The sequence below is a fragment of the Kribbella sp. C-35 genome, from assembly GCF_046549195.1.
Taxonomy (GTDB): domain Bacteria; phylum Actinomycetota; class Actinomycetes; order Propionibacteriales; family Kribbellaceae; genus Kribbella.
The window spans coordinates 76,869-96,000 of the sequence record NZ_JAJPWG010000004.1 but is presented as its reverse complement, the minus strand read 5'-3'; the positions used below and the strand labels follow the sequence as shown (position 1 = coordinate 96,000).

Annotated in this window: 21 protein-coding genes; 7 read left to right on the top strand and 14 right to left on the bottom strand. The window is 67.1% G+C overall.

The window, feature by feature from the left end; genetic code table 11:
• Positions 1 to 206: 206 nt before the first annotated feature.
• The 9 genes from ACLJOO_RS26305 to ACLJOO_RS26265 all read right to left on the bottom strand — a co-directional run bounded on the left by ACLJOO_RS26305 (position 207) and on the right by ACLJOO_RS26265 (position 7,864).
• Entirely contained in the window at positions 207 to 1,001 is a 795-nt protein-coding gene (locus ACLJOO_RS26305; protein ID WP_410790064.1) for a phosphotransferase, read from the bottom strand.
• A 14-nt stretch (positions 1,002 to 1,015) separates the two neighbouring features.
• The gene (locus ACLJOO_RS26300; protein WP_410790063.1) at positions 1,016 to 1,396 is read right to left on the bottom strand and encodes a VOC family protein; all 381 of its coding nucleotides are present in this window, start codon (positions 1,394 to 1,396) and stop codon (positions 1,016 to 1,018) included.
• Between the two features lie 183 nt (positions 1,397 to 1,579).
• Positions 1,580 to 1,996, bottom strand: coding sequence for a nitroreductase family deazaflavin-dependent oxidoreductase (locus ACLJOO_RS26295; protein ID WP_410790062.1), 417 nt, complete (start codon positions 1,994 to 1,996; stop codon positions 1,580 to 1,582).
• A 55-nt stretch (positions 1,997 to 2,051) separates the two neighbouring features.
• Positions 2,052 to 3,032 carry a hypothetical protein gene (locus tag ACLJOO_RS26290; RefSeq protein ID WP_410790061.1) on the bottom strand — a complete coding sequence of 327 codons (981 nt, stop codon included), beginning with the start codon at positions 3,030 to 3,032 and terminating at the stop codon, positions 2,052 to 2,054.
• A complete protein-coding gene (locus ACLJOO_RS26285; RefSeq protein ID WP_410790060.1) occupies positions 3,029 to 4,315 on the bottom strand; it encodes an MFS transporter in 1,287 nt (428 codons plus the stop codon). Before ACLJOO_RS26285 ends, ACLJOO_RS26290 begins: the two co-directional genes overlap by 4 nt.
• A gap of 65 nt (positions 4,316 to 4,380) precedes the next feature.
• A complete protein-coding gene (locus ACLJOO_RS26280) occupies positions 4,381 to 5,232 on the bottom strand; it encodes an alkaline phosphatase family protein (protein WP_410790059.1) in 852 nt (283 codons plus the stop codon).
• Between the two features lie 144 nt (positions 5,233 to 5,376).
• Positions 5,377 to 6,480, bottom strand: coding sequence for an RNA polymerase sigma factor (locus ACLJOO_RS26275; protein ID WP_410790058.1), 1,104 nt, complete (start codon positions 6,478 to 6,480; stop codon positions 5,377 to 5,379).
• Between the two features lie 15 nt (positions 6,481 to 6,495).
• Positions 6,496 to 6,849, bottom strand: a complete 354-nt coding sequence (locus ACLJOO_RS26270; protein WP_410790057.1) for a YciI family protein — start codon at positions 6,847 to 6,849, stop codon at positions 6,496 to 6,498.
• 502 nt (positions 6,850 to 7,351) lie between these two features.
• Entirely contained in the window at positions 7,352 to 7,864 is a 513-nt protein-coding gene (locus tag ACLJOO_RS26265) for a MarR family winged helix-turn-helix transcriptional regulator (protein WP_410790056.1), read from the bottom strand.
• 91 nt (positions 7,865 to 7,955) lie between these two features.
• Here ACLJOO_RS26265 and ACLJOO_RS26260 point away from each other — a divergent pair, with 91 nt between their 5' ends.
• Genes ACLJOO_RS26260 through ACLJOO_RS26235 form a run of 6 tightly spaced genes read left to right on the top strand, consistent with a single transcriptional unit; the run spans position 7,956 to position 15,256 of the window.
• Positions 7,956 to 9,416 (top strand): MFS transporter, encoded by a 1,461-nt coding sequence (locus tag ACLJOO_RS26260; RefSeq protein WP_410790055.1) that lies wholly within the window; start codon positions 7,956 to 7,958, stop codon positions 9,414 to 9,416.
• A 13-nt stretch (positions 9,417 to 9,429) separates the two neighbouring features.
• Positions 9,430 to 10,806: a cytochrome ubiquinol oxidase subunit I gene (locus tag ACLJOO_RS26255; protein ID WP_410790054.1), complete on the top strand. Its 1,377-nt coding sequence runs from the start codon at positions 9,430 to 9,432 to the stop codon at positions 10,804 to 10,806.
• Positions 10,806 to 11,816, top strand: a complete 1,011-nt coding sequence (locus tag ACLJOO_RS26250) for a cytochrome d ubiquinol oxidase subunit II (RefSeq protein ID WP_410790053.1) — start codon at positions 10,806 to 10,808, stop codon at positions 11,814 to 11,816. Before ACLJOO_RS26255 ends, ACLJOO_RS26250 begins: the two co-directional genes overlap by 1 nt.
• Positions 11,813 to 12,046 (top strand): hypothetical protein, encoded by a 234-nt coding sequence (locus tag ACLJOO_RS26245; protein ID WP_410790052.1) that lies wholly within the window; start codon positions 11,813 to 11,815, stop codon positions 12,044 to 12,046. The genes ACLJOO_RS26250 and ACLJOO_RS26245 overlap by 4 nt, the downstream gene beginning before the upstream one ends.
• Positions 12,036 to 13,736, top strand: coding sequence for an ABC transporter ATP-binding protein/permease (locus ACLJOO_RS26240; RefSeq protein ID WP_410790051.1), 1,701 nt, complete (start codon positions 12,036 to 12,038; stop codon positions 13,734 to 13,736). Before ACLJOO_RS26245 ends, ACLJOO_RS26240 begins: the two co-directional genes overlap by 11 nt.
• On the top strand, positions 13,733 to 15,256 hold the full coding sequence (locus ACLJOO_RS26235) for an ATP-binding cassette domain-containing protein (protein WP_410790050.1): 1,524 nt from the start codon (positions 13,733 to 13,735) through the stop codon (positions 15,254 to 15,256). The genes ACLJOO_RS26240 and ACLJOO_RS26235 overlap by 4 nt, the downstream gene beginning before the upstream one ends.
• A gap of 198 nt (positions 15,257 to 15,454) precedes the next feature.
• Here the strand turns inward: ACLJOO_RS26235 and ACLJOO_RS26230 are convergent, their stop codons facing one another.
• From ACLJOO_RS26230 to ACLJOO_RS26215, 4 genes are all read right to left on the bottom strand, one after another.
• Complete coding sequence (locus ACLJOO_RS26230) at positions 15,455 to 15,901, bottom strand: hypothetical protein (RefSeq protein WP_410790049.1); 447 nt, start codon at positions 15,899 to 15,901, stop codon at positions 15,455 to 15,457.
• Positions 15,898 to 16,323 (bottom strand): ester cyclase, encoded by a 426-nt coding sequence (locus tag ACLJOO_RS26225; protein WP_410790048.1) that lies wholly within the window; start codon positions 16,321 to 16,323, stop codon positions 15,898 to 15,900. Before ACLJOO_RS26225 ends, ACLJOO_RS26230 begins: the two co-directional genes overlap by 4 nt.
• Before the next feature lie 376 nt (positions 16,324 to 16,699).
• Positions 16,700 to 17,251, bottom strand: coding sequence for an AAA family ATPase (locus ACLJOO_RS26220; protein ID WP_410790921.1), 552 nt, complete (start codon positions 17,249 to 17,251; stop codon positions 16,700 to 16,702).
• A 371-nt stretch (positions 17,252 to 17,622) separates the two neighbouring features.
• On the bottom strand, positions 17,623 to 17,964 hold the full coding sequence (locus ACLJOO_RS26215) for a VOC family protein (RefSeq protein WP_410790047.1): 342 nt from the start codon (positions 17,962 to 17,964) through the stop codon (positions 17,623 to 17,625).
• A gap of 276 nt (positions 17,965 to 18,240) precedes the next feature.
• Here ACLJOO_RS26215 and ACLJOO_RS26210 point away from each other — a divergent pair, with 276 nt between their 5' ends.
• Entirely contained in the window at positions 18,241 to 18,516 is a 276-nt protein-coding gene (locus tag ACLJOO_RS26210; protein ID WP_410790046.1) for a hypothetical protein, read from the top strand.
• A gap of 71 nt (positions 18,517 to 18,587) precedes the next feature.
• Here the strand turns inward: ACLJOO_RS26210 and ACLJOO_RS26205 are convergent, their stop codons facing one another.
• Positions 18,588 to 18,929: a hypothetical protein gene (locus tag ACLJOO_RS26205; protein WP_410790045.1), complete on the bottom strand. Its 342-nt coding sequence runs from the start codon at positions 18,927 to 18,929 to the stop codon at positions 18,588 to 18,590.
• Positions 18,930 to 19,132 lie beyond the last annotated feature (203 nt).

The following is a 19,132-nucleotide window of genomic DNA, read 5'->3' as shown; positions in this document are numbered from 1 at the left end:
GATCATCTTCGAGAACGCTCGGGCTGCAGGCGTGCGAGCCCTGCATGACGCGCAGGAGCGCCAGCAGACGCACCGTGACCACGTCTGCCTCGATCCACGCTTGCTCGCCGCCTCGACGGCAGTACCGGCATCGCACGACATCCCTCCCACAGGCCTATCGCGTTCCGAGCCGTCAACGTTTCACTTCGCCGAATTTCGGCGCGAGGTCAGCGCAGGGTGGCCAGTTGGCTGAGGGCTACTGTCAGGTCGTGATCGCGGCCGACGTCCAGCATCCGCTGGTAGGTGGGGTCGCTGGACGCGGCTTGGGCCATCAGGTTCAGCTGCAGGGTCAGGCGCTCGGCGACGAGGTCGAGGATGTCGCCGGTGGTGCCTTGCCAGCGGTATTCGCGGAGAAAGAGCGACAGCCGGGGCAGGCGCGAGTCCAGGTCGGTGAAGCCTTCGGCCTCCACAACGTGTGGAGCGTGCAGCGGCGTCCAGGAAAAGGCGACCCAGGCGACGTCCAGCTCCAGGCGAACCGGCCCGGCCATGTCCCAGTCGACGAAGCCGACCAGACCGTTGGCGTTCCACACTGCGTTGTACGGCGCCGCGTCGTTGTGCGCGACGATCATGCCCGGCCGCCACGCTTCGCCTTCGCGCCAAGTTGCATCTTCCGGCGGAACGAAGTCGGCAACGGCCGCGTGGTAGCGCCGCAGCCAGTGCGCAACGTCCGTCAAGCCCGATGAGCTGTGCGTCCACGACGGCCAGGGCCGCGCATTTCCCACTGTCTGACCAGGCAGAAAGCTGACCATCTCCCGCCCGTCGGCGTCCACTCCCAACGGCCGGGGCGCTCCGGAGAACCCAGCAGCCTCCAGATGGGCCAGAAGCGCGTGGACCGATGACGTCCATGATCCGGCGGCGCGCCGTACGACGCCACCAACCAATGAGGCCCCGCCGTCGAACCCACCCTCCAGCCGCTCATCCATGCCGCACATCCTGCCCGCCGAACCGGCCAGGTAACTCACGACAGCCCGCCCTGCTATCGGACTGGTGCGCCTTCCGGGGTGTAGGTGGCGAGCTCGACCTGATAACCGTCGGGGTCTTCCAGGGTGAGCGCTTGGGCCGGTGCGGTGGCGGTGGTGCGGGGATGGGGAGAGCCGTGTACGGCGTGCAGTTGCTCGGCGCGTTCGTACAGGTCGTCGATCGAGGCCTCTGCGATCAGGCAGATGCTCACCGATCCGCCTGGTGCCGGAGGCCCCTGACGGAGGCGGATCGCCTGTCCGCCGATGAGGAACGACACCTCGCCTTCATGGTTCCGGGTCGCTCGCGCGCCGGTCAGCGCCGCCCACCACCTCCTGCTCGCCTCTACGTCGGAGACATTCAGGACGACGTGGTCCAGATAAGTGGTGTGAATCCTCATGGCATGACTCCTTCCACCACTCCCGACTCTGCTCCGCGCCACCGTCATCCGTCCAGACGCCAGGCGGCCACGCCCTAACGCGCGCCTCCAGGAAACCTGGTAACACTGGTCCGACGAGCCCTAGGAGCAGCCCTCGGCGGGTGACGTGCTGCCGGCGATTCGGTGAGGCCGACTCGGAGGTCGTCAGCATTTGAGTTCGAGTACGGGGATGGTGCGGATGCCCTCGGTTTTGCGTTCGTAGTCGGCGAAGCCGGGGTAGCGGTCGGCTTGCACGGCGTAGATGCGGTCGCGTTCGGGGCCGGTGATCTCGTGGACGGCCGCCTCGTAGGTCTCGGTGCCCCGCTCGATCGTCGCCTTTCCGGCGGCGGTCAGGTTCACGTACCAGTCCGGATTGGTGGGCGCACCGCCCTTGGATGCGAACACGTAGATGATGTCCGGGTCGGTTTCGTGTGCGAGGTACATCGTCGGTGCGACATATTCGCGCCCGCTCTTGCGGCCGCGGTGATGCAGCAGAACCATCGGGGCGCCCTCGAACGGCCCGCCGACCTTGCCTTCGTTGGCACGGAATTCGTTGATGGTCTGGGTGTTCCAGTCACTCATTTCCTGCTCCTGTCGTCACGCCACGAACAACGCGCGCGGCGTCCGCGATATGCCCTCAGTTGAGGGCGGCTGGGGATTCGGCGTGGGGGATGAGCAGGCGCGGCGTGCCGGTGCCGTTGGCGGGGACGGTCCAGATGTCGGCGTCGGCGGTGCCGTGGGGGAGGGCGTAGCCGATCGTGTCCGGAGTCAGCCAGGCTGGTTGGTCGTCGACGGAGCGGGTTTCGGCCAGCGGCGTCCTGGTTCCGGTTGCGAGGTCGAGTACGGTCAGCCGCCAGCCCTTCGACGGGTTGCCGTCGATCGCCGACTTGAACGCGATGCGCTTGCCGTCCGGCGACAGCGACGGGCATTCCACGTTCTTCGCGATGGTGTGCACGGCCTTCGCCGCGATGTCGCCTTCCACCAGGTACCGCCGGCCGGCGGTGGACATCGTCGCGTAGAAGCGGTTGTCGTCGGCGGTGAAGGTGATGCCCCAGAAGTTGAGGTCGGGCGCGGTGTAAGGGTGGCCGTCCAGCGTCACCGAGAGGAACTCCAGCGAGTCGACCATGTCCTCGGTCTTCAGGTCGATCAGCCCGGCGCGGGTGGAGAACCGGCCGTGGTTGTAGGAGTCGCCCGCGACGAACACCGTCCAGGCCACGAGCCTCCCGTCGCTGGAGACCCGGGTTCGGTTGGGTACGCCGACCAGCGGAATCGCCTTCACGACGTTGAGATTCTTGTCCAGGACGGCGATCTGGAACGTGGTCAGTGCGCCGTCCTGTCGCAGGCAGGTACCGGTGCCGCCGGCCGCGTAGACCCGCAGGCAGGTCAGCGCGGACACCGACCGCGGTCCGCCTGGTTCATCAGCGGCCACCAGCGCGAGGTGGCCTTTGCTGTCCGGGGCGGTACTGCGGAACATGATCCGCGGGCCGGGTGCAAGGCTCAGCGCGTTCGCCGCGGCCACCGGCGTGTGCTCGCGGGCCGTCGTGAACACGCCGTACCCGACCGCGACCATGGCCAGCACGACCGCCCCGGCCAGGGCGAGCACGATCCGCCGCGTCATGCCGGCTGCTCCTTGCCGGTGTCGGTGGCCGGGATTCCGCTCAGGAGCAGAGCGACCACGAGTACGGCGATGGCGACCAGGGCAGCGGCGATCCGGATCGCGTTCGTGGGTCCCCACATCGTCCACGCCAGGCCGAACAGCACTGAGGACACCAGGTACGACATTGCTTGTCCGGTCTGGATCAGTGCGATTCCCGTCGTCCGTACGCCGCTGGGCAGCACGGGTCCGGCCAGCGCGATCAGCACGCCGTCCGTGGCTGCGTAGAAGAGGCCGTACAGCGCCAACACGAGGACCAGCAGCGGCCAACCGCGGACGGGCCCGAACAACAGCAGATAGACCAGCATCAGCGCGATGTACCCGCCGAGTACCACCTTCTGCCGCCCGATCTTGTCTGCGAGCACGCCCAGCGGCGTGGCGAGCAGCAGGTACGAGAGGTTGGTACCGACAGCCAGCAACGGGAACCAGCCGACGTTCAACTCCTCCCGCCGCTGCAGCAACAGGTAGACGAAGCCGTCGCCGATGGTCACCATCCCGGCCAGGCAGGCGGCCAGCACGAGCCGTCGTACCGGCGCGAGCCGCACCAGTCGGCCCACCGCCGAGGGCGTGACGGTGCCCTTCGGCGGCTGTTCGCCGCGGCGGTCCCGCACGAACAGCATCAGCACGAGTACGCCGAATGCCGCGATACAGAAGCTCGCCACGAACACCGCGTCGTACGCCTGCCCGGTGGCTGCCAGGATGCCGAGCGCGACGAGCGGCCCGGCGAAAGCGCCGACGGTGTCCATCATTCGGTGTACGCCGAATGCGCGGCCGTAGTACTGCGGCGCGGTGGACAGTGTGATCAATGCGTCGCGCGGTGCGGTGCGCAGGCCCTTGCCGGTGCGGTCGATCGCGATCACCGCGCCGATCGCACCAACACTGTTGCCCACAGCAAGTAGTCCGAGTTTGGCCAGTGCCGACAGTCCGTAGCCGAGGCCGGCGACGAACTTGCGTCGGCGGGCCCGGTCGGCGACGTACCCTCCGACCAGTCGTAGCAGCGCGGTCGCGCCGGTGTAGGTGCCGTCGACCACGCCGTACACGGTGGGGCTCAGATGCAGCCCGATCATCAGGTACACGGGGAGCACCGCGGTCACCATCTCCGAGGAGATGTCGGTGATCAGGCTGACGGTGCCGAGCGCGAACACGTTGCCGCTCAGCAGGAACAGCGCGCGCCTGCGGGGCGGCTTCGCGGCGCCGTCCGCTGTGTCGTCCGCTGTGTGCGGACGGGCGATCGAGAACAGGTACACGAGCGTCACCTCCGTGGGAGCCCGCTCGCGGACATGCCGGGCATGCCCACGAGCGGGGTGACGGTTCAGTTCCAGACGTTGGTGATCTCGGCGGCCGAGTTGAGGTGGGTCAGGCCGTAGGCGCTCTCGATGGTGCTCAGGACGTTGTAGTGGTTGATCTGGTTGGAGAAGCTGCCGACCTGCGTGTGCGCGCCGACGAACGCTGTGAAGATGTGGTTCGACGAACCGCCGTTGTCCTCGTCGAAGGTGATGACGAGCAGGCTGTTGTGGGTCTTCGCCCACGTCGCGTACGCGTTCAGGTTGTTCTTCAGCCAGGTGTCACCGGTACCGACCGAGCAGTCGTGCATGTCGTTGCACATGTTCGGGCTCACGAACGACACGGTCGGGAGGCTGGCGTAGTTGGCCGAGCTCGGGAAGACGCTCCACCTGAGATTGCTCGACGAAGGCACGTTGCTGAAGTTGACCCAGCCGTTGTGCTTGCGCCGGTACGTACCGCTCGAGCAGCCGGTGTAGCCGTCGGACGGCATGCTCTCCGAGTAACCCTTGAAGGTCTTGCCGGCGCCGATCAGCTGATTGCCGAGGTTGTTCCCGCTGAACGTGTGCGGGCAGCTGTCGTCGGTGATGCCCTGGGTCTTCCCCGAGAAGATCGCCAGGTAGTTGGGCTCGCTCGGGTGCGTCACGCCGTACGCCTGCGTGAACTTCGCGCCCTGGTTCGCCAGGCTGTTGAAGGTCGGGGCGCTGGAGCTGCCGTTGATCTGCGAGTACGCGTGGTTCTCGAACATCACCAGCACGATGTGGTCGAACGCCGGCACGCTGGTCGCAGCTTGCGCGGTGGACGAGTGGACGCCGACTGCCGTCGCCGAGGCGACGACGGCCGCCGCGGCCACGACCATGGCCGCGATGCGCTTGCGTATCACGATTCCTCCTCACAGGATGGTTGACCCTGCCTGCACCCTCAGGGCCGAACCAATCCTGTGAGCCGACGACCGCGCTGGACCCAACACTGCTGACACCCCAGATGTGCGCGGGGTTAACACAACACCGTGACTCTCAGAAACGACTCAGTTACATATCCGGTCTAGTCGCGCAAGGTCTTCAGGCGGGTGCGGAGGAAGGATCGTTCGACTTCGTTGCCTGCCAGAGTGAGCGCGCATGCCGATGGCGATCGCCCGGTTGAGATCCACCACCGGCGACGGCCACGACGCCCGCATCACGTCGTACAGCGCGATGATCCCGGCCCAGTCGGTCTCCGCCCACGACGCGGCCTCGGCGTGTACGGCGGCCAGCGCGGCCTCGACGGCGTACCGCGACGGCGCCGCGCGGCTCAACGCATCGGTCAGGATGGCCACGCCTTCGTCGATCATGCCGCGATCCCAACGGGCACGGTCCTGCTCGGACAGGAGCAGCAGCCGGCCGTCGTCGCCCACGCGGGCCGCGGACCGCGCCTCGATCAGCAGAAACAACGCCAGCAGCGCACTCACCTCGGCATTGCCCGGCATCAGCAGCCGCAACATCCGCGCGAGCCCGATCGCGCTGCCGACGAGGTCCGGGCGCACGAGCAGCGATCCGGACGGCGCCGCATGACCGGTGGTGAAGATCAGGTGGGTAACCTCGAGCACGGCGGCCAGGCGATCCGCCAGCTGGTCCGGTGGCGGCACCTGGTAAGGGATTCCGGCGGCGGCGATCTTCTTCTTCGCCCGCGTGATCCGCGCGGCCATCGTCGTGTCCTGGACCAAGAAGGCGCGCGCGACGTCCGCCGTCGACAACCCGCACACGAGCCGCAACGTCAGAGCGACCTGCGCATCGCGGGCCAGCGCCGGATGACAGCAGGTGAAGACCAGCCGGAGGCGGTTGTCCTCGAGGATCTGCTCCGGACCGGGCACCGCATCCTCCGGTACGAGCAACGGCAGGGAGCGCCGCGCCCGCTTCTCCTGCCGGAGGAAGCTCAGCGCCCGGTTGCGAGCAACTGTCGTCAGCCATGCACCGGGCCGGTCGGGAATCCCGGACTCCGGCCAGGAGCGGAGCGCCTGCGCGAAAGCGTCCTGCGTGAATTCCTCGGCCAGGTCCAGGTCCCGCGTCACCCGGGCCGTGGCCGCCAGCACCTGCGCCCACTCCTGCCGGTGCGCCGCTGCGAGCGCATCGGCCACGAGTGCCGGCGAAACCACGGGGGTCACCGTGCGCTAGCCGTGGTTGACGAGCGGTCGGATCTCGACGCCGCTGTGCCCGGCGTGCACTTCGCGCAGACCCGAGGCGAGCTTGATCACCTGGTCCAGGTTCTCGGCCTCCAGCACGTAGAACCCGCCGATTCCCTCCTTGGCCTCGAGGAACGGCCCGTCCGTGATCGACACCTGACCCGCATCTCCGGACCGCAAGGTGGTCGCCGTGGTCGATGCCTCCAGCTGACCGGACGCCAGCACCGCGGCACCGGCCCGCGCGGTGAACTCCCGGTGCGCAGAGTCGATCTTCTCCTGCTCCTCGGCGCTCATCGCCATCCACTCGGCTTCGTCACCGAAGATCAACAGCATGTATTTCATGATCCAAGCTCCATCGCGTCCTGAGGCCTCCATCCGGCCCATCTACTCGTACGACGCTGTCTCAGTCGCTCAAATCGACACTCTGCCGCATCAGTCGGCGGCGCCGAGGGTCACGATGACTTTTTCGGCTGCTCCTGGGGTCAGGGCCAGGTCGAAGGCGTGTGCGGCGTTGGTGAAGGGGATGCGGTGGCTGATCAGTCGGGCGAAGCGGTCTGCGTGTTCGGCCAGCTGTGGAGTGACTTCGAAGATCTCGGTCGGGTAGCCGACCTCGACCGGATTGCCCTCGACAACGCGGTCGACAAGTTGCGCGCCCGCCGGTCGTCAGGTTCTTGGCATCCAGTGCAACGTCACGCAGGAAGATCAGGTCGAAGCCCTGATCAACCAGAAACAGAAGAGACAACGTGGACAGCAGCTTGAGGCGTCTCACCAGACATCCCCCCAGGATGGTGTCGGAAGCCGGCCCACAGAGGTCTCCACGATCAATGCAAGGCGGTCGCGGTGTCTAGGTCGGTGGGTGGTGGGAGGGGGACTGGGGGCGGTTGTTGACCAGGCCGTCCTTGATTGTGGTGAGGAGGGTCAGGGCTGCCTGGAGGTTGGTGTCGTCGTGGTCGGCTGCGTCGCTGACGGCTCGCGCCCACTCGCGTCGTACTGCGAGGTGGTTGGCGCGGCCGCGTTCGGTCCGGGTGACGGTGACTCCGCGGCCGTCGGAGGGGTTGGCTTGGCGTTGGATGAGGCCTTTGTGTTCGAGGCCGCGCAGGGTGGTTGAGAGGTTGGTGCGCTGGAGTCCGGTTGCGGCGGCGATCTGGCTGGGGGCGGCGGGTTCGCCGTTGACGAGGTGGCGCATCACCATTCCTTCGGACTGGGTCAGCCCGACAGCGTCGGGGTCGGTGTAGCCGCGGTACTGGATCTCCCGGCCGATGATCAGCGCCAGGTCGGCCAGGTCGGCCCAGCCCTCCTCGGCGGGCGATCTGCGGGTCCGCCGGGTGCTGCGCCGCGGCGTTGGGTTCTTCGTCACATCGCCAGCATAGGTGATTGTCCGTCCATAGTTATGGTGCCACACTAATTCTGTTCAGATAGTTATCTCTTCATAGCTAGTTGGAGCAGTCATGGCCATCACTCTCTCCGCGCAGCCGGCCTCGCCGCGTGCGGTCGCACTGTCCGGTGGGCTGCACCCGGCCGGTGTGTTCTTCCTGCTCGCCGGCGCATTCCTGCCGATCATGGACTTCTTCATCACCAACGTCGCGCTGCCGAGCATCGACGCCTCGCTGCACGCCTCGGCGTCCGAGCTCGAGTTGGTCATCGCGGGGTACGGCGTCGCGTACGCGGCGCTGCTGGTCCTGGGCGGCCGGCTGGGTGACCGCTTCGGCCGCCACCGCGTGTTCCTCGGCGCCCTCGCCGGTTTCGTCCTGGCCTCGGCGGCCTGCGGTTTCGCGCCGACCGTCGGTGTGCTGATCGGCGCCCGCATCGTGCAGGGCGCGACCGCTGCGCTGCTGGTCCCGCAGGTGCTCGCGACCTTCCATCACACCCTCGAGCACGAACGCAAGGCCCGCGCGCTTGCCCTGTACGGCGCTACGTCCGGTATCGCAGCTGTGGTCGGGCAGTTGGTCGGTGGACTGCTGGTCAGCGCCGATATCGCGGGCGCCTCGTGGCGGCCGATCTTCCTGGTCAACGTTCCGATCGGCGTGGTCGTGTTCCTGGTAGCTGTCCGGATCGTGCCCGACACTCGCTCGGACCATCCGGTGGGCATCGACCTTCCCGGCACGATCCTGTTCGCCGCCACACTCACCGCCGTACTGATTCCACTCACTGAAGGCCATTCGCTGGGGTGGCCGTGGTGGACCTGGGCGATGATCGCCCTCGCCGTTGTCCTCGGTGTGATCACTGCCGTGGTCGAGCGGCGCGCGGAGCGGAGTGGCCGGATCCCGCTGCTGCCGCCGTCGCTGCTCCGGCTGCCGTCGATGTCGCGCGGCCTGGTGATGCTGTTCGCGTTCAGCATCGGGTTCGGCGCGTTCATGTTCGTCTTCGCCCTGACCGTCCAGGACGGGCTGCATGAGGACGCACTCCATGGCGGCCTTGCGATCCTGCCGATGGCGTTGATGTTCTTCCTCGGCTCGGTGTTCGCGCCGCGGCTGATCGGCCGCTTCGGCCGGGCAGCGCTGTCGGCGGGTGCGGTCATCCAGCTCGCCGGCCTCGCCTCACTGGTCGCCGTCGTCGTCGACCGCTGGCCGCACGTGCACCTCTGGGATATGGCAGTCCCGCTGGCGCTGTCCGGTGCCGGTGGGTCGATGCTGTTCGCCGGTCTGTTCCGCAGCGTGCTCGCCGACGTACCGACTCACCTCGGCGGTGTGGGCAGCGGCGTACTGATCACCTTGCAGCAAAGCGGCCTGGCCCTCGGCGTGGCCACCCTCGGCACCCTCTACCTCGTGCACGCCGAACACAACACCCCACACGCCTTCGCCACCGTCGAATCCGTGCAGATGCTCCTCGTCGCCCTGCTAGCCGTTGGTGCTGCCGCCCTGCCGCGCTTCACCAAGGCGGCCGCCGACGCACCTGTGATCGAAGCCTGATCGGAGAGTCGTCATGAGTCTGCTCGATCTGTCGCGGTGGCAGTTCGTCATCACCGTGATGTTCCACATGACGTTCCCGGCCATCACAGTCGGGCTGTCGATCCTGCTCAGCATCTTGTACGGGATGTACTGGCGGACCCGCAAGGCGGTCTATCTGCAGATGTTCCGGTTCTGGCGGCGGGTCTTCGCGGTCGGATTCGCGATCGGTGTGGTGGCCGGCATCGTGATCACCTTCGAGATGGGCCTGAACTGGGGTGCCTATGCGGCGAAGACCGGTCCGATCATCGGTCCGATCATCGGGATGGAAGTCGTGACAGCGTTCTTCGTCGAGGCCGGGTTCATCGGGGTCCTGCTGTACGGCGACGGCCGGGTCCGGCAGGCGACGATGTTCGCCGCCACGGTGATGGTGTCGCTCGGCACGCTGCTGTCGTCGACCTGGATCATCGCCGCCAACTCGTGGATGCAGACGCCGGCCGGGTTCGTCGTACGGAACGGTCGTTTCGAGCCGACCGACTGGCTGGACGCGATCTTCAACCGGTCGTTCGTATGGCGGTGGCCGCACATGGTGCTGGCCGTGCTGATCTCCGCCGCCTTCTTCGTGGCCGGCATCGGCGCGTACTACCTCGTGAAAGGTCGAGCCTTGGCGTTTGCCCGCAGGTCGGTGTCGATCGCGCTCGGTGTGGCGGCGATGCTGGTGCCGCTGCAGGTCTTCGTCGGCGACCACACCGCCGGTGCGGTGCTGCCGTACCAGCTGTCGAAGCTCGAGGCCTTGGAGGGCAACTGGAAGAACGGCAACACCGGCTTCATCCTCTTTGCCATCCCCGACCAGCAGGCCCAGCGCAACCTGGTCGAGCTGAACATTCCCTGTCTGGGCAGCGCAATCAACAGGGACCTCAGTTGCAAGACGGCGATCCCCGGGCTTGATCTGACGCCGAAGGCGGACCGGCCGGACATGGCCGCGGTCTTCTGGGGGTTCCGCGTGATGTTCCTGGCTGCGCTGCTGATGTTCGGGACCGTGTTCTACGCGACGATCCTGCGCTTCCGCCGGAAGCTGTGGACCTCCAGACGCTTCCACCGGTTCCTGCTCTGGACGACGCCCGTGGGCATTCTCGCAATCCTCGGCGGATGGGCCACCGCTGAGACGGGTCGTCAGCCGTGGGTGGTGTTCGGCCGGCTCCGCACCGCCGATGCCGTCTCGCACCTGGCGCCCGGCGAGGTCGTGTTCTCCGTGGTCGGCTTCTCGCTGGTGTACGTCGTGATGCTGGTCGCGTACGTCGTCTACATCGTGCACACCGCGCGGATCGGCCCGGACCACGTGGCGCCCGATGAACTGCATCCGGTTCTCGACACAGTACCGACGGCGAGCCTGGCAAGCGGGAGGGCGAACTGATGGCCACCGTCTGGTTCCTGCTCATCCTGCTATGCCTGCTGATGTACGTCGTACTTGACGGCTACGACCTTGGGATCGGTATCGCTTCCCTCCTCGAACCGGATGCGGCCCATCGGCACGAGATGGTCGAACAGGTCGCCCAGGCCTGGGACGGCAACGAGACCTGGCTGGTCCTGCTCTGGGTCAGCCTGTGGGCCGGCTTCCCGGCAGCGTTCGGCGCGATGCTGCCGCAGGCCTATCTGCCGGTGGTCGCCATGCTGTTCGGGCTGATCGTCCGCGGGGTCAGTGTGGAGATGGCCTCCCAGACTCATCCCGCGCCCCGGTGGGAGAGAGCTTTCGGCATTGCCTCGCTGATCGCGGCGCTTGCGCAAGGCGTCGCCGTTGCGACCTTGACTGCCCACCTGACCGTGGTGGCGGGGGCGTTCACCGGTTCGACGTTCGGCGCGATCAGTTGGTTCTCGGCGCTGTCCGCGGTGACAGTCGTCTGTGGCTATCTGGCGCTCGGATACGCCTACACGAAGTGGAAGTCGACCGGGGAACTCCGTGCCCGAGCGGGACGTCGTGGCACGGTCAGCGCAGGGCTGGCATCGCTCCTGGCGATTGGTTGTCTCCTGGAGGTTGGCAGTACAGCAACTCCGCTGAGCCTGCACAGCTCCGCGCGAATCACCGCCTTTGCCGGACTCCTGCTGTTCGCCGTGGCCGGCGTGGTGATGAGCGTGCTGACGTTGCGGCCTTCTTCGCCGTACGACGGCATCCCCCTCGCGGGCCTGGTCACCGCTGTGCTGGCGCTGGTCATCGCCGTGGTGGTGGCCCGCTATCCGGTGCTGGCGTCGCCAGATCTGACGCTCAGGAACACCGCGGCTCCGTCCGGCACGCTCGCGTTTCTCGCGGTGGGGATCGGGCTCAACGTGCCGCTGATCCTGTTCTACAACTGGTTCGCCCACCATGCCTTTCGAGGCAAGCTCCCCGCCGGCCACCTCTCCAACGGAACTCCAGGAGGCACTCGATGAGCACGGGATCCCACGTCGTACACAGGGTGCGTCGACTGCTCGCTCGTACTGTGCTGACCACAGTCGGTGTGGTCGTCGCCTGGTTGCTGTACTGCGTGTGCCAGGGAATGTTCTCCGGCTACCCCAAGTACCACGGCCATCTGCTCAGCATCGTCGGCATGATCCTCATCGTGCTGACCGGCGGGGTCGCCTGGATCATCGATGAACGCCGGATGCACGATGACGACTGACCCGGCCGGGACGGCAACTGTTGAGGCGGGCGAGTGGCTCGCCGCAGCCGCGGCGCCGGGCCGGCGGTGGCTGCGGCTGGCCGCCGGCTGCCAGACGCTGGAGACGACGTTCACCATCGCCCAGTGGGCGGGTCTGGCCTGGGTCGCGCGTGAGGTGCTGGATGGCGCACGGCCGAGTTGGCAGGGTGTGGGCATCCTGTTCGGCGGTGGCCTCCTGGCGGCGGGAGCCGCCTGGCGTACGGCGCGGTTCCAGGCCATCGGTCGCCAGCGAATCGCTCAGGCCATTCGGCGGCGCCTGGTGGCCGGGTTGCTACCGGCCGGGCAGCAGAGACACACAGAGCCAGACCCCGCGACGGCCGCACTCGCAACCGTGGAGTTGACCGACGATATCGCCGACTTCCACGAGCAGAGCCTTCCCCAGCGCCTGTCCGCCCCGGTGTCGATGGCGCTGGTCCTCGGCGTCACCACGATGCTGCAGTGGCCGGCCGCCGTGATCCTCTTGCTGGCGACCTTGCTCATACCGCTGAACATGCGGCTCGCAGGCCTGTTCGCCAAGGAGGGCGCCGACGCCCACGCGGCGGCCACCACAAGGCTCGCCGCCGTCGTCCTCGACAGCTTCCGCGGCCTGCCGACGCTGCGGAACATCGGCGCGCTGGGACGACGCCGTACCGAGCTTGCGGATGCCGCCGGGGACCTGAACGCCACCACGATGGCGGTCGTACGGCGGGCAACGCTGTCCGGAGCGGTGATGGACGTCGTCATCACGTTCTCGATCGCGGCCAACGCGACGTACGTCGGCTTGTCCCTGCTCGGCTACGTGCGGATCGGCGCTGCACCCGGTATGACGCTGTTCCGTGGCCTGCTCGCTCTGCTGATCTGCCCGATGTACTTCCAGCCGATGCGGGCCGTCGCTGCCGCCTTCCACAGCAGGGAACGGGCACTGGCGGCGGTACCGGCGATCAGCGGGTTGCTGGTCGAGTCTTCGTCGACTGCCGAACGTGTACCGCCCTGTGGCGAACGCGTGACTGTTGTCCTGGACAACGTCTCGTTCCGCTTTCCGGCGGCCGGAGAACCGACACTGGACGGACTGAACCTGACCGTTCATGCGGGCTGGTGGACCGCCGTGGCCGGACCGTCGGGCGCCGGCAAGACCACGTTGCTGTCGCTGATCGCCGGGGTCCGCCCGCCGAGTCAGGGAACCGTTCGGTGGCTGACGCGGACCGGTGCGTCGGAACCGTGGCTCGGCGGCTGTGCCTGGATCGGTCAGCAGACAGTGCTGCTCCCAGGATCGATCGGCGACAACATCCGCATCGGGCGGCCGGACGCCGACCAGTCGGATATCGACCAGGCGGTCGCCGCGGCCGGGCTGGCCGAGGTCGTCGCCCGGCTCCCACGAGGCCTGGACACGCCGCTGGGGGAGGGAGGCTCGGGTCTGTCCACCGGGGAAGCGCGCCGCATCGCGATCGCCCGCGCGTTCCTGAGTGACGCGGGTCTGTGGATTCTGGACGAGCCGACGGCGCACCTCGACGCGGACACCGAGGCGGAGATGATCGTTGCCTTACGCAACGCTACTCGGGGCCGCACGGTCATCGTCGCCACGCATTCGGTGGCCGTCGCCCGCTCCGCCGACCTCCTCCTCGGCCTCGCCGACGGGACGGTCCACACTGTGCGGGAGGCGATGCGGGTATGACCGCGAGGTCGCTCGCAGCCACCGGGCTGCTTCTGGCCGCCCTGGCAGAGGCGTGCTCTGTCGGGCTGCTCGGACTGTCCGGATGGTTCATCGCCGCTTCAGCCGTGGCCGGAGCCAGCGCCTTCAGCGCGTTCTCCTACCTGGCCCCGAGCGGCGGGGTGCGTGCGTTCGCGCTGAGCAGGATTGCTGCCGGTTACGCCAACCGGGTTGTGCTGCACGCCGCGGCGCTACGCCGGATCAGCGCTGCCAGGCTCGCGGTCTACGACCAGGCCGCCGGATCCGAAGGCACTGCTTGGTCCGGCCAGTCACTGGACCGGGTCATGGCCGACGCGGACACCACCGGTATGGCGCTCCTGCAAGCCACGACTCCCGCGGCCGTCGCCGCCGTGATGACCGTTGGAGGCTGCGTCACGATCGTCCTGGCCGGCTATCCGCTCGCGGCGCTGACGTTGGCCGCAGCCGTGATCGCCTGTGCCGTGCTGGCCGCGGCTTCTGCGCGCCGGATGGATGACACGACCAGCACCCGGGGGCTGCTGCGGACCGAACTGGTGACCGCGGTCGAGGCCTGGCCCGAAATGGCCTCATTGGGCGCCACAGACCACCTGGCCGACCGTACGCTGCAACGCCTGAACGCCTTTGAGGACAGGCGAAACCGCCACGCGGCAACGACCGCCCGAGTTCTGGGCGACACGCGTGCAGTCACGGCCTCCGCGCTGCTGCTGACAGTGATGCTCACCGCACGGTCCGGCGCCACGATCTCGACGTTGGTGTTCGTCGGTCTGCTCGCCGCGGGTGTCATGGCCAACGCCGAGCGTCTGGTGACCGCCGCAAGCGCGTGGGTCCAATCTCGACAGGCCGACGCTCACCTCGCGTCGGTCGGGGAAGACGAGAGCCGCCGTCCCAGGGTTGCCACGACCTTCCGGGCCACGTACGACGGTCGCGACCTCGCCGTCTGCGGATACCAACTGCCCGAAACACCCACACGGGATGCGCGTGAGATCGCCTTCGCTGTCGCCACCGGCCAGACCCTCGTCATCACCGGCCCGTCCGGCAGCGGAAAGACCACGCTCATCACCGCGATCGCCACCGCTCTGCGGCAACGGCCCGGGCCGGCCGTCGTCACCGCCGTACTGGCCGACGATTATCTGTTCACCGGGACCGTCGCCGGCAACCTCCGTCTGGCCAACCCGACCGCGAACGACGCCGATGTCGCGGACCTGCTCACCGCGATGGAGCTGGATCGCGCCGGAGTCGACCCGCTGACCAGCCTCGGCGTCGGTGGACGCAGCCTGTCCGGTGGCGAACAGCGCCGACTCCACATCGCCCGGGCCCTCGCCACCCAACCCGACGTACTGCTCATCGACGAGCCGACGACCGGTTTGGATCCGGACACTGCCACTCAAGTCCTGCACGCCGTACGGCGGCGACTGCCTCAGGCGGTTCTGGTCGTGGCGATGCACGCGCCACCGGCAGACACACAACCTCTAGGCCCTCACTGGACCACGGTGTCAGTCGGCTGAGCGGCCGTTCGATCCCTTCAGAACAGCGGGTGCGGCACGTGCCGCACCCGCTGGCGGTCATTGCTCGATGGCCGTCCGGGCGAGAGTGGTGAGCATCGTGCAGTCGGCCAGGGAGCGGCGGTCTCTCCGACGGTGGACTCGCGGAGATCTCGACGAGATCTGGACGCGCGTGCCGATCGCGGGACAGACGCCGGGTGGTCAGCGCCGCGGTCGCTGCTTGGCTGATACCGACCTGACGATCAGCTGTGGACCGATCGCGGCTGCCATCGGAACGGCGGCGAGCCGCAGCGCGGCGTCGATGAGGTCGCGCACGTCGGGCCGGTCCAGGTCCTCCGCCGCTTTCACGCGGGTGTTGCGCACCGTGTTGCCTTCACCGCGGAGGATCGAGGTCGGATCCGGCAGCTCTGCTGCCCGTTGCAGGAAGCACAGGTTGACACCCCGCTTGTGTGCGGCGACCGAGAAGATCGACTGCGACGGCCGGACAGTCGGGCTGTAGCCGATCACGAGGAAGTTGTAGTTGTCGTACACCAGTTCCACAGCATCCGGAAACAACGCCCGCATCTTCGTTCGGCACCCGCGGATCAGGTCCTGCACATCGGGCGCGAACTTGTCGATGAATCCGGCCAGGTCGGCCTCGGCCGTCACGTGTCTGGGGTTCGCGCCGGCACGGACAGTTGGTCCAGCAGCGCGGCGTCGTCGCGTACTGCCCAGTGCTCGGTCACTTTGCCGTCGGCGATCCGGAATATGTGCACCTGGCTCCAGGTGACCTGGTTGCCGTGGACTGGCAGTCCGGCCAGGCGAGGGAAGCCGTTGCCGATGTGGGTGGCGTTCACTGTGATCCAGACCATCACGCGATCGCCGTCGTTCATGACTGCGTGGAGCTCGGTGCGCCGGTCCGCGAAGCTCGCCTCGCCCCATCTGGCCACGATGTCCCAGATGCCGGGGCCGCTGCGACCGCTGACATGGTCGACGAAGGTGTCCGGGAACCACTGCAGCATGGTTCTGTCGCCCGTCTCGGTCCAGGCAACGTAGGCCTTGGCAAGAGACTCCGGGGTCAACTCGTCCATTGCACCTCCTCTGGCTGTGAGGACCCGGCGGTGAGGCACCTCGGACCTATCAGACCTCGACCGTCACCCTCCTGTCGATGCCCGGTCCCAAACGCCAAGCCGCCCCGCGCGCCGGCCACGTTCGGGTCTCGAGGTCGTGCTTGACCTCGGGGGATTTGTCTCCGCACGTACGTCGAAGTTCGCGTGCTCGCTGGTCGAGATCCAGCCAACGGGTTCCGCGCCGTCGTAGATCACCAGCGGCGCGAACGTGGGTTGCGAGCATTGACTGAATCGAGTGTTCAGTGAAGGTTGATGTGACCTGAAGTCGTGGCCGGAGTCTCTAGCGCCCTCGGCCATGGCTGACAGGTATTTGTCATGCCTGCAAGCAGAACCGCAGTCAGGTCACTACGGCACGGCGGCTTGCTTCACGGATGATGCGATCGGCGGTTTGGTCGGGCGTCAGGATCGCGGTGTCGAGCCACCAGCCGACATCGCCGAGTTCGCGCTTCATGTCGGCGTCGAGGGCTTCGTAGCCGTCGAAATCGAACCGTTCACGTGGATCCCTGATGGTGTTGCGGTATTGGCAGACGTCGATACCCGGTGCGAGGACAACGAACAGGGTTCGGCGAGGCGTGAGGAGGTCGAGGAAGAAGTCCAGCTTCTCGCGGGATGGGATCATCGCGTCGATCAGGGGCGTGAAACCGGCGTCGGAGAAGTTGTTCGCCAGCGCACACAGATTGCGGTGCAACAGCTCCACTTGCCGCGCTGCTTCGTCGGCGGGCTCGCCCAGGGCCCAGACGAAACCGTTGACGATCATCCGGTTCAGCTCGTCGCCGTCGAGCCTGGCGGAACGTGCCAGCCGCTGGGCAACCAGCCTCGTCACGGTCGACTTTCCGGCCCCAGGCATCCCTGTCACAAGCAGACAATCCGGCGCTCCAACACCGCTCATGACCGGAATCGTGTCAGCGTGCCCGCAGGTCGGCAATCATCTTTGCCAGACGGTTCTCAGTGCGAAGCGCGAGCACCGTGGCAAGCAACAATATCACCACTTGATGAATTCTTCTGGCCGGCGACGCAGATCGCATCTGTCGTCGGGCTTCTGGCCATCGTCCCGGCCTTGACGATCACGGTCGGCGGGGAGTTCACCGAGGCCGGGAGCAGAGGTCGACCTCGACGTACCGGGTACGTGGTCGGGCGGTCTGCTCGGGACTCGTTGCTGCGTTGGTGTTCGGCGTCTTCCTGAACAACGGTGTCCTCGGCGACGACGCGACGACGGGAACCGTCATCCCTACTGACCGTCAGAGACGGCTGTTTGAGCCGTCACGAGAACTCGCCGGCGAATACGACCCGGTTGCCGTCCGGGTCGGCGAGGGACAGGATCCGCGACGAGGTCGCGTCCTGTGGCCCGTCGTGTGCGATGCCGGCCTGCTCCAGGCGCGCCGCGAGGGCGTCGAGATCGGACTCGTCGAGCACCATCGACGAGTGCCCGGCGCGGTTGGGCTCGGACCAGACCTGGACGCCGAACGTGTCAGCCAGATGCCATTCGAGCAGCCCGGGCATTGGTCGAGCATCGGGCGCCCGGCCGAACAATCGTGTGTACCAGTCTTCGGCCATCGTCAGATCGGTCACCGTGGATTGAGCGAGTACCCGCGTAATCGCCATACCGTGTCCCTCCTCCTGATACATGCCGACGATACTCGGCGCTGGCGCGCGATGACATCGCTCGGACGCCAGGTCAAAGTTGCTGAACCTGCTTGGCCTCCCTGTCCGTATTCGCTTCGGTCAGCGAGTGCTCCCGCTGGACGAGTTGGTTGCCTCCGGCACCAGATACCCGTGCCGCACGCTGCTCCAGGGTCGGGGAAGTTGGTCGAATGCCCTGGATGCCCTCGGGCCCAGCGAGCTGCTGAGGTTGTCACCGAGCGGCGGACGAGGCACGGTGTGGAGAAGAAGGCGAGCAAAGGAAAGCCGATGCCAGAACTGTTGGTGGACTTCATCACGTCGCTCGACGGCTACGCCTCGGCCGAGGGTTGGCCGGGCTTCTGGGGCTTCGAGGTACCGGGATACCTGGCATGGATCGACGAGTCGCCGGAACGCGAGTACACGACCCTGATGGGGGCGAACACCTACCGCTTGATGTCAGGTTTTGCAGCTGAGGCGGCCGACGACAGCTTCGAGCAGTTGAACGAGATGACCAACCTTCGGTACCCATTGTGACCAGTCCGACCCGCTGCGCAAGCACACGTCGAGGTCTTGTCGGCATCGGTTATGAGCAGCGAGGGCGGCGGCTAGTGGGATCTGGAATGTCTTCTGGACGACCTGGTGAGCTGCCAGGTCGGCAGGAGGAGTAGCTCGTCTTGCTTCGACACGTCGTCGGTGTGACTCCTGAGGTATCGTCGCGTTCCGTCTGAATTGACGCGAACCAGAGATCCACGTGTTCCGTCGGTACGTCGTACGAAGGCACGGCCCGCGCCTTGGTCCAGCCAGCGAACGAAGTCGGCGATCGACGACTCCTCAGGATCCAGGCTGCCGGGATCCCACCGTACGGCGACTATGTGCTTCAGGTCGGGTTCTCCGTCCAACCCGATCGCCGTCACGTACAGCGTCGTGTAGCTCGCCAAGCTGGCCATCGAACAGTTCCTTCGGCGTTCAGGGGTTGTGGGGGGATTGGGCGAGGTCCTCCGCTTCGGAGGCTAGCGGTCGGCGACCCGGACGCACAGGACGTTCTGCAGACATGCACGGATATCGTGCAGGTCGGCCTCGAACGGTGACTGTTTGCGGTCGGCACCGATACCCACTGGATATGGTGAACGGTGGTGGGGGAGCACTGGAG